We start from the raw sequence: 15,648 nt of genomic DNA on the forward strand, positions 1-15,648 counted from the left end.
CACATGGCTCGTAAGCTCCCGCGCAAGGACGTTGTCATCATCGGGCTCGGATGGACCGGTTCGATCATGGCCTATGAGCTCGCCGATGCCGGGCTCGACGTGATCGCGATCGAGCGGGGTCCCTGGCGCAACACGGCGACCGACTATCCGCCGGGCTACGCGGCCGACGAATTGCGTTATCGCATTCGTCATGAGCTGTTCCTGAGCCCAAGCCAGACGACCTTCACTTTCCGGAACAAGACGAGCGAGGCGGCGCTGCCGATCCGAAGCTGGGGGGCGTTCATGCCGCCGAACGGCGTCGGCGGGGGCGGCGTGCACTGGAATGCGGAGACATGGCGCTTCCTGCCCTCGGACTTCGTGCTGAAGACGCATTTGACCGAACGCTATGGCGCCGGTTTTCTGCCTGATGACATGACCATCCAGGATTGGGGCGTGACCTATGATGAGCTCGAGCCGCACTACGACCGGTTCGAATATCTCTGCGGCACGTCCGGCCAGGCCGGCAACGTCAAAGGCAAGATCATGGCGGGTGGCAATCCGTTCGAGGGGCCGCGCTCGCGCCCCTATCCCAACCCGCCGCAGGACCAGCCGTTCGGCCATACGCTGTTCGGCAAGGCTGCGCGCGAACTCGGCTACAAGCCGTTTCCGCAGCCCTCCGGCAACATGTCGCGGCCGTACCAAAATCCTCTCGGCGTACGCCTCGGGCCATGCACCTATTGCGGCTTCTGCGAGTGGTTCGGCTGCGGCAACTACTCGAAGGCCTCGCCGCAGACCACGGTGCTGCCGGCGCTGGTGCGGAAACCCAACTTCACGGCGCGTGACAACAGCGAGGTCACGCGGGTCAACGTCGACCACTCCGGCAAGCGGGCCACCGGGGTGACCTTCGTCGATGCCTCAGGTGATGAATGGGAGCAGCCGGCTGATCTCGTCGTTCTCTCGGCCTACACGATCTTCAACGTGCAGCTGCTGCTGCTGTCGGGCATCGGCAAGGCCTATGATCCCGCTGCCAATACCGGCGTGATCGGCCGCAATTTCACTCACCAGACCATCTCTGACGTCGTCAGCTTCTTCGATCCGGCAAAATTCGTCTTCAACCCGTTCATCGCTTCCGGCGCGATCGGAATGTGCATCGACGAGTTCAATGGCGACAATTTCGATCACGGTCCACACGGTTTCGTCGGCGGCGGCTACATGGGGAATGTGCAGACCAACGGTCGGCCGATCGAGACCACGCCCGTGCCGCCGGGCACGCCGCTGTGGGGCGCCGAGTGGAAGAAGGCCGTCAAGGAAAACTATCAGAGCGCGATCAAGCCGGGGACCGGCGTGCACGGCAGCATGTACAGCTACCGCGACGTCTATGTCGATCTCGACCCCACCTACAAGGACCGCTTCAGCCGGCCGCTCGCGCGGATCACGATGGATTTCCACGATAACGAGATCAAGCAGAACAAATTCCTGACGGACAAGTTCGCCGAGATCTTTCAAGCCATGGGCGCAAGGCAGGTCCACAAGGAATACCGCAAGGCGCCCTACGACATCACCAAATACCAGACGACGCATCTTTGTGGCGGAGCGATCATGGGTACGGATCCCAACACCAGCGCACTCAACCGCTACCTCCAGAGCTGGGACGTGCCGAACCTGTTCGTGACAGGCGCGAGCGCGTTCCCGCAAAACGCCGGCTACAATCCGACCGGAACGGTCGCGGCGCTCGCCTATTGGGCGGCCGATGCGATCCGCTCCAAATATCTCAAGAACCCGGGGCAGCTGATTAATGCGTAGAGCTGCGCAACTCGCCTTGGTGACGCTGACGCTTGCTGCCGGCGTCGGTCAGGCCACGAGTGCGGGCTTGCAGGACTTTGCCGCCGTCGAGCGCGGACGTTATCTGGCCGCCGCCGGCGATTGCGGGAGCTGCCATACGGTCCCGGGCAGCGACCATCCTCTGAGCGGCGGCCGTCCCATCGAAACGCCGTTCGGCGTGCTGGTCGCCCCCAATATCACGCCTGATCGGGAGACCGGGATCGGCGCGTGGAGCGACGAGGAGTTCGACGCGGCCGTGCGGAAGGGAATGCGCCGCGACGGCAAGCGGCTGTACCCGGCCATGCCATATCCCTATTTCGCGCGCATGACACGGGAGGACGTCAAGGACATCCGCGCCTACCTCGCGACGTTCGAGCCAGTCCACAATCCCGTCACCGTCAACCAGCTGCCGTTCCCGCTGAACCAGCGGATGGCGATGATGGTGTGGGACAAGCTGTATTTCACGCCGGGCGAGTTCTGGGAGCGGGCGGACAAGTCGAAGCAGTGGAATCGCGGCGCTTATCTCGTCGAAGGCCCCGGCCATTGCGGCGCCTGTCATACGCCGAAGACGGCTTTGGGCGGCGACAAATCCGGCAAGCGGCTCCAGGGTTACACGCTGCAGGGATGGGTCGCGCCTGACATCACCAGCGGGCAGGGTCCGCTTGCCGATTGGTCGATCGACGATCTCGCGCAATATCTCAAGACCGGGCACAACCGCTTTGCGGCCGCAGCCGGCTTGATGGGCGAAGTGGTCGAGCTCTCGACGTCCCGGCTCAGCGACGACGACACCAAGGCGATGGCCACCTATCTGAAGGATGTATCGGGACCGAAGCCTGCGGCGGACAGCTCGGCCGATGCCCATGTGATGTCCGCCGGCGGCGCGATCTATCAGGACCTCTGCTCGGCCTGCCACAAATCGGACGGGTCTGGCGTTCCCAATCTCATTCCGAACCTCAACCTCGCCGCGACCGTCAACACGGGAGATCCGACAACGGTGCTGCGCGTGATCCTGCAGGGCGCACAGAGCGTGGCGACAGACAAGGAGCCGACAGGTCCCGCCATGCCTGCCTTCGGCTGGCAATTGAATGACGCGCAGGTCGCGGCGGTCGCGACCTATGTCCGCAACCATTGGGGCAAGGCGCCGCCGGTCAGCGAGGCCGAGGCGAAGAAGGAGCGGACGGCGCTCGATGCGAGGACGAACTGACCGTCAGGTCCGGGTCAGGAAATCCATTGAACCAAGGTAGAGAAGTATCCCCAGCCAGAACAGTCCGGCGCCGGCAAAGACGAGCGTGAGGCCGCGCCGATGCCACAGCTCCATGAAGATGGTTGCGACGAGACCTGCCTTGATGGTAGCGATCGTGAGGGCCACGACGGCATTGCCCGCTCCGAGCGGCACGTAGGCGAACGTGATCGTCAGCGCCAGCAACGCGAGCAAACCAAGCCAGGCTCCGATCAGGGCAAGCGGTGGTCGCCAGTCGGTCATGGTGTCGACCTTCCCGGCAGGTAGATCAGCGCGAACAGGAAGATCCAGACCACGTCGACGAAATGCCAGTACAGCGCTGCGCTGTGCAGGGCCGTGTGGTGACGCGTCGTCGGCGCCTTCCGGCAAAGGGTTGCAAGCGTGATCAACAGGCAGATCCCGATCAGCATATGCAGGGCGTGGATAGCCGTCGCGATGAAGTAGAAGATGAAGAACAGCTGGACGCCATTGGCCAGCGGTCCGGCGAAGACGAAGTCGATCCCGGGGACGAGATGCTCGTCATATTCCTTGCTGTACTCGATCCCCTTGAGCACGATGAAGATCAGTCCAAGGCAGGCAGCGCCAATGAGCAGCCATGTGACGATCCTTGCTGTGGCAGGCGAGAAGATCTCAACGGCCCATGCCACGAGAAAGCTCGATGTCAGCAGGACGGCCGTGTTGGCCGTTCCGATCACGATCTCGGTGTGCCGGCCGCCCTCGGCGAAACCTTGCGGCAATGCGTGCCGGTAGACGAAATAGGCGAGGATCAGCCCGCCGAACAGAAGAACTTCGGTTGCGATGAACACCCACATGCCGAGTTCGGCCGCGTGATCGCGGTGAGGTATCGAAGCGTATTGCGGAGCAACGGCGGAGCTATCACGCATTCTGCGGCTCCGCCTGGAAGGCCTCGTTGTATTGATACGGGTCGCGTGTGACCACGGGCTGCGTCGTAAAGTTGTGTTCGGGGGGCGGCGAGGAGGTTTGCCATTCCAGGCCGGGCGCGTCCCAGGGGTTTGCCGGCGCGCGTTTGCCAAAGAATGCGGAGTAGCCGAGGTAGAACAGCGGCATCAGATAGGCGACGGCCAGGATTGTGGCGCCTCCGGATGACAGCACGTTCCAGACCTGGAACTCCGGGGGATAGACGTGGTAGCGCCGCGGCATGCCCTCCGCGCCGAGGATGAACTGCGGGAAGAACGTCAGATTGAAGCCGAAGAAGATCAGGACCGCGGCGGTTCGCGCCCAATATTCCGAGTAGAGCCGGCCGGTAATCTTCGGCCACCAATAGTGCAAGCCGCCGAAATAGGCCGTCACCATGCCGCCGACCATGATGTAGTGGAAATGCGCGACCACAAAGTAGGTGTCGGTCGCGTGCACGTCGTAGGCGAGGCAAGCCAGGAACAGGCCGGTGAGACCACCGACCGTGAACAGACCGATGAACCCGAGCGCATAGAGCATGGGCGCGTCGAAATGGATCGAGCCTTTGTGCAGGGTCGCGGTCCAGTTGAAGACCTTGATGGCCGAGGGCACCGCGACGATGAAGCTCATGAAGGAGAACACGAGGCTCGCAACCAGCGACTGGCCGCTGACGAACATGTGGTGGCCCCACACCAGGAAGCCGACCGCGGCGATGGCGAGGCTGCACCAGGCCACGAACTTGTAGCCGAACACCTGCTTGCGGGAGAAGCACGAGATCAGTTCGTTGATCACCCCCATGCCCGGCAGGATCATGATGTAGACAGCGGGATGCGAGTAGAACCAGAACAGATGCTGGAACAGCAGCGGGTCGCCGCCGATCCTGGGATCGAAGATGCCGACGCCGAAAAAGCGTTCCGTCGCCATCAGCAGCAGCGTGATCGCGAGCACCGGCGTGGCCAGCACCAGGATGACCGACGTCGCATAGAGCGACCACAGGAACAGCGGCAACCGGTACCAGGTCAGCCCAGGTGCGCGCAGGCGATGGATGGTGACGATGAAATTGAGGCCGGTCAGGATCGACGAGAAGCCCGCGATGAAGACGCCCGCAGCCGCGACGATCACGTAGCTGTTGGAATAGAGCGTGGAGAACGGCGTGTAGAAGGTCCAGCCGGTATCGACGCCGCCGGCGAAGATCGCGAACAGCGTGGTGCAGCCGCCGAGCATGAAGATGTACCAGCTCATCAGATTGAGCCGGGGAAAGGCGAGATCGCGCGCGCCGATCATCAACGGGACAATGAAATTGCCGAGCGTGTTGGGAATCGACGGGATCAGGAAGAACCACACCATGATGATGCCATGCATGGTGAAGAGGCGGTTGTAGACGTCGGAGCTGACGAGATCGGCCTGGGGCGTCGCAAGCTCGATCCGGATCACGGTCGCAGCCGCGCCGCCGATGAAGAAAAAGACGATCAGGCTCGCGAAATAGAGGATCGCGATCCGCTTGTGGTCCGTCGTCAGGAACCACGAGCGCAGCGTGAAATCGGCGGTGAGATAGTTTGGGTCGCTCATGATGGGTGTCCTGCGAGCGATTTGATGTAGATCACGAGCCGCAAAAGCTGATCTTCGCTGACCTTGCCCTCGAACGAGGGCATTACAGGTTGATAGCTTGCGACCACCTGGCTGCGCGGCATCAGGATGGAGTCCCGGATGTATTTATCATCCGCGATCACGGTGGTGCCGTCAGAGAGCGGCACCGGCTTGCCGTAGACGCCTTCGAGCGGGGGCGCGCGGACTGTGCCGCCGCCGCCGTGGCAGCCGCTGCAGCCAAGCTCGCGGAAGAGCTGGCCGCCCTCGCTTGCGAGCGGGCTCGACGGCGCTTGCTGCGTCAGCCAGTTGGAGAAATCGGCCGGCTCCATCGCCACGACCTCGCCGATCATGCCGGAGTGGTCGGTGCCGCAATATTCGGCGCAGAACAGGTGATAGTGGCCGGGCTTGTCGATCTCGATCTCGAGGTCCTGGTAGCGGCCGGGAACGACATCATGCTTGAGACGAAGGGCGGGGATGTAGAAGCTGTGAATGACGTCCTGCGACGCCATCACCAGGCGGATAGGGCGCTTCACCGGGATATGCAGCGCGTCGATCTCCGCCTGGCCACCAGGATGCTGCGTCTTCCACATCCACTGTTTCGCCACGACGAACACGTCGTGCTCGTCGCTCTGCGTACGATAAATCTGGAAAAAAACGCTGGCTCCCCAAACGAAGAGGCCGAGGAAGCAGACGAACGAGGCGGCGGTCCAGCTCACCTCCCAATGCCAGCTCTTTTTGACGCGATGGTTCCTGTCGGTCCGGTTGCCCGCGCGATAGCGCGCGCAAAATAGCGTCAGCAGAAAGAACAGCAGGCCGACGACCAGTGCGCTCGCAATCAACAGGCCAGTGAACAGCAGATCGACGTCGCCGCTGTGCGGCGAGAGCCCGGGTTGCCAGAACGGAATCCATTGGCGCCACATCTAGCGGGACCTTCGGAGCGCACTCATGGAGACGGCCACCCCGGCAGTCCCCTGCGCAGGAGAATGTCGATCGCGCGGTCGATCGGAATGCGGACTTCGCCCCGGGTTTTGTCGGTCCAGCCGTAACCGCGCTCGATCTTCGCTTGCCCATCGCGCATCGCCTGCAGCGTCGCCCGAGGCGCCTCGTCGAGGGGCGGCGCGTCGGAGCTCAAGGCCGGACGACTCGCGGGCGTGATGGGTTTTGTGGATAGCGGAAACATCATCGGCAGCACGAGCGGCGTGACTGCGACGAAAGTCGCAAGACCTGCCGCCAGCCAGCCGACGAGGCGGAGTCCGACGTCCGACCGCTCGTAGTCGAAGCGTTTGCTGTCCGACATGCTGCCGCCCTCGATTGACGGGTGACAATGCTGCGAGGGGAATTGCGTTCCTACTTAGGAACCAATGTGCGAGGGCTCGATTGATGAGCCGACAGCTCGCCATCGGGGTCGCAGCGAGGATGGTGCAAATATTCTCCCCTGTGGCGGACACGTGGTTACGCCTGTTCCTGATCGGCGGCCTGTCGCTCGCCGGCGGCAGCATCGTGGCCGCCGTCGGCTTCGCGCATTCGGCGTACATGACCGAGACCGATATCCGTCCGCATCAGCCGGTGCCGTTCAGCCATCGCCATCATGCCGGCGAACTCGGCATCGACTGCCGCTATTGCCACAGCAATGTCGAGTCCGGGCCGCAAGCCGGCCTTCCACCGACCGAGACCTGCATGACATGTCACTCCCAGATATGGACCAACGCGTCGATGCTGGAACCGGTGCGGAAGAGCCTCGCCGACAACACGCCGATCCGGTGGACACGCGTCGCGAAGCTTCCTGACTACGTGTTCTTCCGCCACGACATCCATATCGCCAAGGGCGTTGGCTGCGAAAGCTGCCATGGCCGTATCGACCGGATGGCGCTGACCTATCGCGCAAAGCCCTTCACGATGCAGTTCTGCATCGATTGCCACCGTGATCCGGCGCCGCATCTGCGTCCGCCGGATCACATCACCGACATGGCGTGGACGCCGGCCGCGAATGTGCGCAAGGAGGGCGAGACCATCGCCGCTCATGAAGGCATTCGCGTCGGTGAGCTCACGCATTGTTACGTGTGCCACCGATGAAGCGCAGCATTGATCATCGACCGGCGGACGGGCCGCGCGTGTGGGCAGGCATCGAGGAGCTGTCGGATGATCCGCGGTTTCAGGCCTTCATCGAGGCGGAATACCCTGTTGTCCACGAATTCTCCAGGACCGCGCGCCGCGAATTCCTCAAGCTGATGGGCGCTTCCTTCGCGCTGGCGGGGCTGACCGGTTGCGAGAAGAGCTCGTTCATTGCAGCGCTGCCCTATGTCGACCAGCCGCCGAGCGAGACGATCGGCCTGCCGCGCTACTACGCGACGGCCGTGCTGCTCGATGGCTACGCGCAACCTGTCATCGCCACGGCCCATGCCGGGCGTCCGACCAAGCTCGACGGCAATCCGGGGCATCCGGCAACGCAGGGCCGCAGCGACATCTTCATGCAGAGCGCTGTGTTGCAGCTCTATGATCCCGACCGCACGGCTGCACCCACCCGCCATGGCGAAGCGGTGAGCTGGGCCGATGTCGAGTCCGCCATGGGCGTAATGCGCGAAAACTGGCGCGCCGGTCAGGGTGACGGCGTCAGGTTGTTGCTCGGACCCACGACCTCGCCGACTTTGCTGCGGCAGATCGATGCGTTCCGGGCGCAGTTTCCGAAAGCGCGCGTCCACACACATGCCGCTACGGGGCATGAGGCGAGGCGACAGATCACCGCCGCGGTTTATGGTCAGGCACTCGACCTGCACTATGTGCTCGGCGAGTGCGACGTCGTCGTCGGCCTCGACGATGACTTTCTGGGGCCCGGGCCCGATCAGGTCCGTCACGCGTTGGGCTGGTCGCAGGCGCGCCGGCGATCCAGCGACCGGCCGGGCAATCGGCTGTTCGTGGCCGAGAGCGTGCCGACGGCGACCGGGGCGATGGCCGGTCAGCGGCTGATCGCTGACGCCAGGCGGATGCCTGTTCTCGCCGAAGCGCTGGCCAGTGCGCTCGGTATTGCCGGCGCATCGAAGCCGGATCTCTCCGGCGCGGAAGCCGGCTGGATCGCGCGCGTCGTGGCGGCTTGCAAGGACCATTCGGCGCGCTCGCTGTTCGTCTCGGGCTTGAGCGGCGGCGCGGCCGCGGCGCTCTGGGTTGCGCGGATCAACCAGCAGCTCGGCAATGCCGGCGAGAGGCTGAAGCTGACCGCGCCGATCGCGGGCCCGGCCGACGCGGGAACGCTGGCCGAACTCGTCTCCGACATCCAAGCGGAGCGCGTCACCTCTCTCCTCGTGCTCGATTGCAATCCCGTCTACAACGCGCCCGGTGAGCTCAATGTCGGCGACGCCATCAAGCATGTTCGCTCCTCGATTCATCTTGGCCTGCACCGGGACGAGACGGCTGCGCTCTGCGAATGGCAGCTGCCTCTTGCGCATCCGTTGGAGTGCTGGAGTGATGCGCGCGCCGTGGACGGCACGGCGACGATCCTCCAGCCGGTGATCTCGCCATTCTACGACGTCAGATCCGTGCATTACGTTCTGGCGAAGCTGCTTGGCGAGGTTGACGAGACGCCGGATGCCGCAATCCGCCAAACCTGGCAGCCGAGCTTCGGCGACGCATTCGAGACGCGATGGAAGCAGGCGCTGCATGATGGTTTCGTCGCTGGTGCGGCCCAGTTCATCACCGCGTCGCCTGCGAGCGATGCGCCCGCGCCCCCAAAGACGACCGGGGAGCTCGACATCGTGTTTCAGCCGGACCCCACGGTCTGGGACGGCCAGTTCGCCAATGTCGGCTGGCTTCAGGAGCTTCCGAAGACGCTGACGACGGTGACCTGGAGCAACGTGATCGCGGTGAGTCCTGCGCTTGCGAAACGCCTCGCGGCCGCCAACGGCGATCATGTCGAGGTCACCGTCGGCGAGCGTCATGTCGAGGGGCCGCTCTGGATCATGCCGGGCCAGGCCGACAACACGGTCGCGCTCTATCTCGGCTACGGCCGGACCCGGGCGGGACGGGTGGGTGACAATCTCGGATACGACGCCTACCAGGTGCGGCCCGCTGCTGCGGCGTGGCTGGCGCAGGGGCGCCTGCGCAAGCTTGCGACCCGCGAGGAACTCGCGGTGACCCAGCTGCATCATCGGCTCGAGGGATTTGATCTCGCGCGCGAGATCAGTCCGGGCCTGGTCGAGCGGGCCAAGCCGGCGCAGGCCAGCCTTTATCCGCCCTGGCCGTCGTCGAAGAACGCCTGGGGCATGGTGATCGATCTCGACAGCTGCATCGGCTGCAATGCCTGCGTGACGGCGTGCACGGCCGAGAACAACGTGCCCGTGGTCGGCGCGGATCAGGTCCGGGCCGGCCGTGAGATGCACTGGCTGCGGATCGCCCGCTACTACACCGGCGATGTCAGCGATCCCCACAGCTTCTTCGAGCCGGTTCCGTGCATGCATTGCGAGGACGCACCTTGCGAGATGGGCTGCCCGGTCCACGCCACGACGCACAACTCCGAGGGCGTCAACCAGATGGTCTATAACCGCTGCATCGGCACGCGGACCTGCTCGAGCTATTGTCCCTACAAGGTGCGGCGCTTCAATTTCTACGACTATCGCTCGCCCGCCGATTCACCCGAGCATGCTGCCCACAATCCGGACGTGACCGTGCGCGCGCGCGGCGTCATGGAGAAATGCACCTATTGCACCCAGCGCATCGAGGCGGCCCATGTCGCCGCCGACAAGGAGAACCGCCCCATACGCGACGGCGAGGTGGTCACCGCCTGCCAGCAGGCGTGTCCCACCAAGGCGATCGTGTTCGGCGACATCAACGACCCGAATTCGGAAGTGTCGCGGCTGAAGCGCGACGGTCGCCACTACGTGCTGCTCGAAGAGCTGGGAACGAGGCCGCGCACGACCTATCTGGCGCGCTGGCGCGACGATGAGACGGAATCGAGGCAGGGATGAGCGAGCAATCCGACATCCTGCCGACGCGCCAGAGCATCGGCGGCATCACCGATCAGCTCACCGGCATTCCCCTGCATTTTCCGGCGGACCGGCGCTGGATGATAGCGATGTCGGTCGCAAGCGCGCTGCTGCTGTTGCTGATGGTCTCGGTGGTCGAGCTGTTCACCCGCGGCGTCGGGATCTGGGGCATCAACATTCCCGTCAACTGGGCCTTCGCCATCCACAACTACGTCTGGTGGCTCGGCATCGGCCATGCCGGCACGCTGATCTCGGCGCTGCTGCTGCTGACGGGCAGCGAATGGCGCAACTCGCTCAACCGTTTCGCCGAGACCATGACGCTGTTCGCCGTGGTCTGCGCCGGCATCTACCCGATCCTGCATCTCGGCCGGCCCTGGTATGTCTACTGGATGTTTCCCTATCCGGCGACGATGGGCGTGTGGCCGCAATTCCGCAGCCCGCTGGAATGGGACATCTGGGCGGTGCTGACCTACCTGACGGTCTCGCTGGCCTTCTGGTACACCGGCCTGATCCCTGATCTCGCCGCCGCCCGCGACCGCGCAACGCGGCGCGGCTGGCAGATCTTTTTCGGCATCATCGCGCTCGGATGGCGCGGCTCGGCGAGGCACTGGCAGCGCTGGCAGCAGACCTATCGGCTGACGGCGGGACTTGCGGTGCCGCTTGTCGTGTCGGTTCACAGCGAGGTCTCGCTGCTGTTTGCCGCGGGGCAGATCCCGGGCTGGCACTCGACGATCTTCCCGCCTTACTTTGTCCTCGGCGCGGCTTTCTCGGGCTTCGCCGTCGTCTCCATCATCGCGGTGTCGTTGCGCTCGTGGTTCGGGCTGAAGAATCTCGTGACCGACGACCATCTCGATCTGCTCGGAATGGTCCTGCTCGCGACCGGCCTGATGACCGGCTACGGCTACGTCTTCGAGGTGTTCGACGCGCTCTATTCCGGTGAGCCGCACGAGCTGCAAACGCTGGCCGACCGCTTTGCCGGCGCCTATGCCTGGACCTATTGGGGCGCGGTCGTCCTCAACTTCATCCCGCTCCAGGCGCTGTGGCTGCGCAACGTGCGGCGGAGCGGGTGGATGCTGCTGCTGATCTCGGCGTCGGTCGTGGTCGGAATGTGGCTCGAGCGCTACATGATCCTGGTCACCAGCCTCTATCGCGATTTCCTGGTTTCGTCATGGAGCCATTTCACGCCGAGCTTCTGGGACTGGTCGACTTATTTCGGCACGATCGGCCTTTTCCTGGTGCCGTTCCTCATCGCCATCAGGCTCGTTCCCATGATCTCGATCTTCGAGAGCAAGGAGCTTCTCCACGAGGAGAAGGAGGAGCAGCAGCATGGCTAAGGGGCTCTATGGCGCATTGGCCGAGTTCAGGACTCCGGACGACCTGCTGGCGGCGACGCGGAAAGCGCGGGAAGCCGGCTACCGCAGCCTCGACGCCTTCACGCCGTTTCCGGTCGAGGGCCTGGACCGCATCCTGCGATTTCCGCGGCCGACGATCTCCTTCGTCGGACTTGGCGGAGCGATCGCCGGCGCAACCACCGCGCTCGCCATGCAGTTCTTCACGAATTACGACTACCCGCTCAATGTCGGGGGACGGCCGATCTATCCGATATCGGCCTTTGCGGTCGTGACTTTCGAGCTCACCATTCTGTTCTCGGCGCTCGCCATGCTGGTCGGGATGCTGTGGCAGAACGGGCTGCCGCGGCTCAGCTATCCCGTGTTCAACGGCGAAAGGTTTCACCGTGCCAGCAAGGACCGCTTCTTCCTTTGCGTCGGCGCTGACGATGCGAGGTTCGAGGCGGGCGAGACGTTGGCGTTTCTCAGCGGGACCGGCGCGCTGTCGGTGGAGCTGGTGCCGGAATGAGCAGGCTTCTGGTCATCGTTGCGCTTGCCGGTCTGCTCGCCGCCTGTGATCAGAACATGGACGAGCAGCCGCGCTACAGCGAATATTCGCGCGCGCCGCTGTTTCGCGGCGGCGTGCTGCGGCCGCCGCCGGCGAACACCGTCGCTCGCGACGATCTGGACCGGGAGAAGGCGGCTCATACCAGGCCTGCGCTTTCGGCCGCGCTGCTCGCGCGGGGACGCGAGCGCTTCGGCATATTTTGCCAGCCCTGCCATGGCGCCGGCGGTGACGGAAACGGCATCGTCGTCCAGCGCGGCATGCCGCGGCCGACGAGCTATCACGACGACCGGCTGCGTAACGCGGAAGACCAATATTTCTTCGACGTCATCACCAAAGGCCATGGCGCGATGTACTCCTATGCGGCCCGCGTACCGCCGGCGGATCGCTGGGCGATCGTCGCCTATATCCGCGCGCTTCAGCTCAGCCGTCACGCCTCGCTCGACGACGTGCCGGCGGACGAGCGCGCCAGGCTGGAGAGCCGGCCATGAGAATGTCCAGCAGCCCAAGAAGCGTGGTGGCCGTGGTGTCGGGCCTGGTCCTGATCGCGGGATTTGTGATCGATGCCAGGTCGACCGCTTCAGCCTATCTCGTCGCCTGGAGCGCCTGGGGTGCCATTCCGATCGGCGCACTTATTGTCTTCATGACCAGCTATCTGGTGCGGCGGCGCTGGACCGAGACGCTGCATCCGGTCTTCGTCGCGACATCAGGCATCCTGCCTGTCGCCGCGCTGACGTTCATTCCGGTCCTGCTCTTCATGAAGGAGATCTATCCCGCCATCGCGGATGGATCCTCATTGCCGCCGTTCAAGGCGCACTGGTTCGTGCCGTGGTTCTTCGTGCTGCGGACGGTGCTCTATTTCCTGATCTGGATTGCGCTCGCCCATTGGCTCCGGCGCGCCTGGCGCCATGACGAGGCCATGGTCCGCGCCGCCTCCGTTGGAGCGATCGCATGGACTCTCACCGTGTCGTTTGCCGGGGTCGACTGGTTCGAATCGCTGCAACCGGAATTTCACTCGTCGATCTACGGCCTCATCGTACTCAGCTTCCTGCTGGTGAACGGAACGGCCTTCGTGATCGCCGCCGGCTTGTTGTCGACGCAACAGATCGGCCCGAGCCGCGGCTACAGCGGACTTCTGCTCTCGGTGCTGCTGCTGTGGTGCTACCTCCATGCCATGCAGTACATCGTGATCTGGTCGGGCAACATTCCCAAGGAGGTCACCTGGTATCTGGTGCGATCCCAGCACGGGTGGCAGTTCGTCCTGGCGGCGCTCTCATTCGGGCAATTCGTCTTCCCGTTCTGCGCGATGCTCAGCAGCCGGGTGCGGTCGGACCCGCATTGGCTGCTGGCGCTGTGCGGGTTGACGCTCGCCATGCGCTGGCTCGAAGCCGCAATTCTGATCCTGCCGGCCATTCACGGCCTGTCCCTGACGGTCACCGGCGCGATGTTGATTGCGGCAACGCTGTTCCTCGGCGCGGTGTTTTGGCTGGCGTTCGACGCTGATCTCGCGCGGTCTGCAGAACCAGAGCCTTTGGGCGCTATCTGGTGGCGTGCTCGCGCCGCAGCAGCAGGCCGATCAGCAGGGCAAGGACGATGACACTGAGTGACGACGTCGCGATCAGCAGCCGCCGCGCCGCGAGCGTATAGGTGCCGCTCGCGGGATCGAAGCCATAGCAGAGCAGATGGATCTGGTCGGTCCATCCGCCGACATGCCCCTGGCCCGCTTCGACCAGGGCAAGACGCAGGCTGGTGGCATCGACCGCGAGAGCCGAGAGCGCGCGCGAAATCCGCCCGTCCGGCGTCACCACGAAGGCCGCGGCGGGGTGGGCATATTGGTCATGCTCGCGATCATAGACGGGCTGCACGCCGAACGCGCCGGTGAGAGCGCCGATCTCAGGCGCTGCCGCGCGCAAAAACGCGCTGTGCTCGGCGAGCCCGCCCCTTGGGCTGAGCTGCGCATTCTTCATCGTCAACGCCTGGGCGGCCGTGTCCTTGGCATCGAAGCCGGTCACGATCAACCGGAAGTCCTTGCCGGCGCTCAAGCCCGTATCGGCCAGCGCGTTCGAGACGATCGAGATGGCCGGCCCGCACAGCGTTTCGCAGGTGTAGTCGGCCAGGATCCAGACGGTGGGGACGCCGCCAAGCCAATCCTGCAGCGGTGCGCGGCGATCGTTGATGTCGTTCATCTGGATCTGCAAAGGCAGTTGCGCATTCGTGGGACGCGCGAGGACGGCCTGCTCGAGCTGCGGGGCGGTGAGGGCTTGGGTCGCCACGGGCATCGCGATCCATGCGACGAGCGCGACGATCCATCCAGGGGCCCGCGCACGGGCTCGTCTTCCGGGCACATCATCAGAGCATTGGGCGGGCAATGTGTGCATCCCGGGCGATCGGTGCGGGTGAGGCGGGTGACCAGAAACGGCTTGCAGCTATCCGCGTCGGGCAATGCTCACCCGAGAGCTTGGTTCCTGGGCGGCCACCGGCAGCTACAATAGGGCTGCCGGATTCACATAACCTAATGCATGAAGCAGAGAGACCCGTCAAAATCCCGGCGGGACCCTGGGGTGAATGACGATGGATCGCGTCGAAAAAATTTTCGTCGGGACGGCGATTACGGGCTTTCTCATTATGCTCGGGGCAATCATATGGATGACGTTAAGCTAGCGGGCAGGGCGGCCTCGGCGTTGCGCATCACCCTGCCATATCTTGCGGTATTCATCTGCATCGCGGTCGCCGCGTGGCTGACCTGGAGCAGGCTGCTCTAGGCCAGACCGGTTGGCCTCGACGATGCGCGTCACATCTGCCGGGAGCTGATCAATGCGCCGAGCCCGCGGATCATCGCCGCAACATCAACAGGCTTTTCCCAGAGCAAGACATCGTGGAATTCAGGTGCAATGCTGACCTTGTCATAGCCCGTCGTGAACACGAAGGGTACGTGACGCGCCCGGAGCTCCTGCGCGATGGGAAAGGCCATTTCGTCGCGAATGTTCACGTCGAGCACCGCACCATCGACGATCGAGCCATCATGGAGGATGCGCAGCGCATCCTCCAGCTCGCCGACCGGTCCGGCGACTTCGGCGCCGAACGATCGAAACGCCCGACTGATGTCATCGGCCAGGAAGTATTCGTCCTCCACGACGAGAATACGGCGTCCCGAGAGGGGCGCGCGCTCGCGGAACAAGGTTGCGGATGCCAACATGTTTCCTCCAGCGCATGAAAGACCATTGGAACATACGGCGAAGG

15 protein-coding genes are annotated in these 15,648 nt (G+C 64.1%); 8 read left to right on the forward strand and 7 right to left on the reverse strand.

Going from position 1 to position 15,648, the window contains the following annotated elements; all coding sequences use genetic code 11:
* Nucleotides 1–3 precede the first annotated feature (3 nt).
* Nucleotides 4–1,782, forward strand: a complete 1,779-nt coding sequence (locus ACVW16_RS31045; RefSeq protein WP_456734659.1) for a GMC family oxidoreductase — start codon at nt 4–6, stop codon at nt 1,780–1,782.
* Nucleotides 1,775–3,004 carry a c-type cytochrome gene (locus tag ACVW16_RS31050; protein ID WP_456702794.1) on the forward strand — a complete coding sequence of 410 codons (1,230 nt, stop codon included), beginning with the start codon at nt 1,775–1,777 and terminating at the stop codon, nt 3,002–3,004. Before ACVW16_RS31045 ends, ACVW16_RS31050 begins: the two co-directional genes overlap by 8 nt.
* Nucleotides 3,005–3,007: 3 nt before the next feature.
* Here ACVW16_RS31050 and ACVW16_RS31055 read toward each other — a convergent pair whose 3' ends face one another.
* The 5 genes from ACVW16_RS31055 to ACVW16_RS31075 are packed head-to-tail and all read right to left on the reverse strand — an operon-like array spanning nt 3,008 to nt 6,839.
* A complete protein-coding gene (locus ACVW16_RS31055; protein ID WP_456734660.1) occupies nt 3,008–3,283 on the reverse strand; it encodes a cytochrome C oxidase subunit IV family protein in 276 nt (91 codons plus the stop codon).
* A complete protein-coding gene (locus tag ACVW16_RS31060; RefSeq protein ID WP_456734661.1) occupies nt 3,280–3,924 on the reverse strand; it encodes a cytochrome c oxidase subunit 3 in 645 nt (214 codons plus the stop codon). Before ACVW16_RS31060 ends, ACVW16_RS31055 begins: the two co-directional genes overlap by 4 nt.
* A complete protein-coding gene (gene ctaD, locus ACVW16_RS31065) occupies nt 3,917–5,524 on the reverse strand; it encodes a cytochrome c oxidase subunit I (RefSeq protein WP_456702797.1) in 1,608 nt (535 codons plus the stop codon). The genes ACVW16_RS31060 and ctaD overlap by 8 nt, the downstream gene beginning before the upstream one ends.
* Nucleotides 5,521–6,462, reverse strand: a complete 942-nt coding sequence (locus ACVW16_RS31070; RefSeq protein ID WP_456734662.1) for a cytochrome c oxidase subunit II — start codon at nt 6,460–6,462, stop codon at nt 5,521–5,523. The genes ctaD and ACVW16_RS31070 overlap by 4 nt, the downstream gene beginning before the upstream one ends.
* A gap of 23 nt (nt 6,463–6,485) precedes the next feature.
* Nucleotides 6,486–6,839: a hypothetical protein gene (locus tag ACVW16_RS31075; RefSeq protein WP_456702799.1), complete on the reverse strand. Its 354-nt coding sequence runs from the start codon at nt 6,837–6,839 to the stop codon at nt 6,486–6,488.
* Between the two features lie 119 nt (nt 6,840–6,958).
* Here ACVW16_RS31075 and ACVW16_RS31080 point away from each other — a divergent pair, with 119 nt between their 5' ends.
* The 6 genes from ACVW16_RS31080 to ACVW16_RS31105 are packed head-to-tail and all read left to right on the forward strand — an operon-like array spanning nt 6,959 to nt 14,005.
* Complete coding sequence (locus ACVW16_RS31080; RefSeq protein WP_456738143.1) at nt 6,959–7,615, forward strand: cytochrome c3 family protein; 657 nt, start codon at nt 6,959–6,961, stop codon at nt 7,613–7,615.
* The gene (locus tag ACVW16_RS31085) at nt 7,612–10,497 is read left to right on the forward strand and encodes a TAT-variant-translocated molybdopterin oxidoreductase (RefSeq protein ID WP_456734663.1); all 2,886 of its coding nucleotides are present in this window, start codon (nt 7,612–7,614) and stop codon (nt 10,495–10,497) included. The genes ACVW16_RS31080 and ACVW16_RS31085 overlap by 4 nt, the downstream gene beginning before the upstream one ends.
* On the forward strand, nt 10,494–11,849 hold the full coding sequence (gene nrfD, locus ACVW16_RS31090) for an NrfD/PsrC family molybdoenzyme membrane anchor subunit (protein WP_456734664.1): 1,356 nt from the start codon (nt 10,494–10,496) through the stop codon (nt 11,847–11,849). Before ACVW16_RS31085 ends, nrfD begins: the two co-directional genes overlap by 4 nt.
* Nucleotides 11,842–12,372: a DUF3341 domain-containing protein gene (locus ACVW16_RS31095; protein WP_456702802.1), complete on the forward strand. Its 531-nt coding sequence runs from the start codon at nt 11,842–11,844 to the stop codon at nt 12,370–12,372. Before nrfD ends, ACVW16_RS31095 begins: the two co-directional genes overlap by 8 nt.
* Nucleotides 12,369–12,899: a c-type cytochrome gene (locus ACVW16_RS31100; RefSeq protein ID WP_456734665.1), complete on the forward strand. Its 531-nt coding sequence runs from the start codon at nt 12,369–12,371 to the stop codon at nt 12,897–12,899. The genes ACVW16_RS31095 and ACVW16_RS31100 overlap by 4 nt, the downstream gene beginning before the upstream one ends.
* The gene (locus ACVW16_RS31105; protein WP_456702804.1) at nt 12,896–14,005 is read left to right on the forward strand and encodes a hypothetical protein; all 1,110 of its coding nucleotides are present in this window, start codon (nt 12,896–12,898) and stop codon (nt 14,003–14,005) included. Before ACVW16_RS31100 ends, ACVW16_RS31105 begins: the two co-directional genes overlap by 4 nt.
* Here the strand turns inward: ACVW16_RS31105 and ACVW16_RS31110 are convergent.
* Nucleotides 13,947–14,681, reverse strand: a complete 735-nt coding sequence (locus ACVW16_RS31110; protein ID WP_456734666.1) for an SCO family protein — start codon at nt 14,679–14,681, stop codon at nt 13,947–13,949. The genes ACVW16_RS31105 and ACVW16_RS31110 overlap by 59 nt on opposite strands.
* 518 nt (nt 14,682–15,199) lie before the next feature.
* The gene (locus ACVW16_RS31115) at nt 15,200–15,604 is read right to left on the reverse strand and encodes a response regulator (RefSeq protein WP_456702806.1); all 405 of its coding nucleotides are present in this window, start codon (nt 15,602–15,604) and stop codon (nt 15,200–15,202) included.
* Nucleotides 15,605–15,648 lie beyond the last annotated feature (44 nt).

It is taken from the genome of Bradyrhizobium sp. USDA 4474 (assembly GCF_054057515.1).

What these genes read in the sequence shown, in the direction of transcription:
- ACVW16_RS31045 (WP_456734659.1), top strand. Translation starts at nt 4, where the DNA reads ATGGCTCGTAAGCTCCCGCGCAAGGACGTTGTCATCATCGGGCTCGGA.
- ACVW16_RS31050 (WP_456702794.1), top strand. Translation starts at nt 1,775, where the DNA reads ATGCGTAGAGCTGCGCAACTCGCCTTGGTGACGCTGACGCTTGCTGCC.
- ACVW16_RS31055 (WP_456734660.1), bottom strand. Translation starts at nt 3,283, where the DNA reads ATGACCGACTGGCGACCACCGCTTGCCCTGATCGGAGCCTGGCTTGGT.
- ACVW16_RS31060 (WP_456734661.1), bottom strand. Translation starts at nt 3,924, where the DNA reads ATGCGTGATAGCTCCGCCGTTGCTCCGCAATACGCTTCGATACCTCAC.
- ctaD (WP_456702797.1), bottom strand. Translation starts at nt 5,524, where the DNA reads ATGAGCGACCCAAACTATCTCACCGCCGATTTCACGCTGCGCTCGTGG.
- ACVW16_RS31070 (WP_456734662.1), bottom strand. Translation starts at nt 6,462, where the DNA reads ATGTGGCGCCAATGGATTCCGTTCTGGCAACCCGGGCTCTCGCCGCAC.
- ACVW16_RS31075 (WP_456702799.1), bottom strand. Translation starts at nt 6,839, where the DNA reads ATGTCGGACAGCAAACGCTTCGACTACGAGCGGTCGGACGTCGGACTC.
- ACVW16_RS31080 (WP_456738143.1), top strand. Translation starts at nt 6,959, where the DNA reads ATGGTGCAAATATTCTCCCCTGTGGCGGACACGTGGTTACGCCTGTTC.
- ACVW16_RS31085 (WP_456734663.1), top strand. Translation starts at nt 7,612, where the DNA reads ATGAAGCGCAGCATTGATCATCGACCGGCGGACGGGCCGCGCGTGTGG.
- nrfD (WP_456734664.1), top strand. Translation starts at nt 10,494, where the DNA reads ATGAGCGAGCAATCCGACATCCTGCCGACGCGCCAGAGCATCGGCGGC.
- ACVW16_RS31095 (WP_456702802.1), top strand. Translation starts at nt 11,842, where the DNA reads ATGGCTAAGGGGCTCTATGGCGCATTGGCCGAGTTCAGGACTCCGGAC.
- ACVW16_RS31100 (WP_456734665.1), top strand. Translation starts at nt 12,369, where the DNA reads ATGAGCAGGCTTCTGGTCATCGTTGCGCTTGCCGGTCTGCTCGCCGCC.
- ACVW16_RS31105 (WP_456702804.1), top strand. Translation starts at nt 12,896, where the DNA reads ATGAGAATGTCCAGCAGCCCAAGAAGCGTGGTGGCCGTGGTGTCGGGC.
- ACVW16_RS31115 (WP_456702806.1), bottom strand. Translation starts at nt 15,604, where the DNA reads ATGTTGGCATCCGCAACCTTGTTCCGCGAGCGCGCGCCCCTCTCGGGA.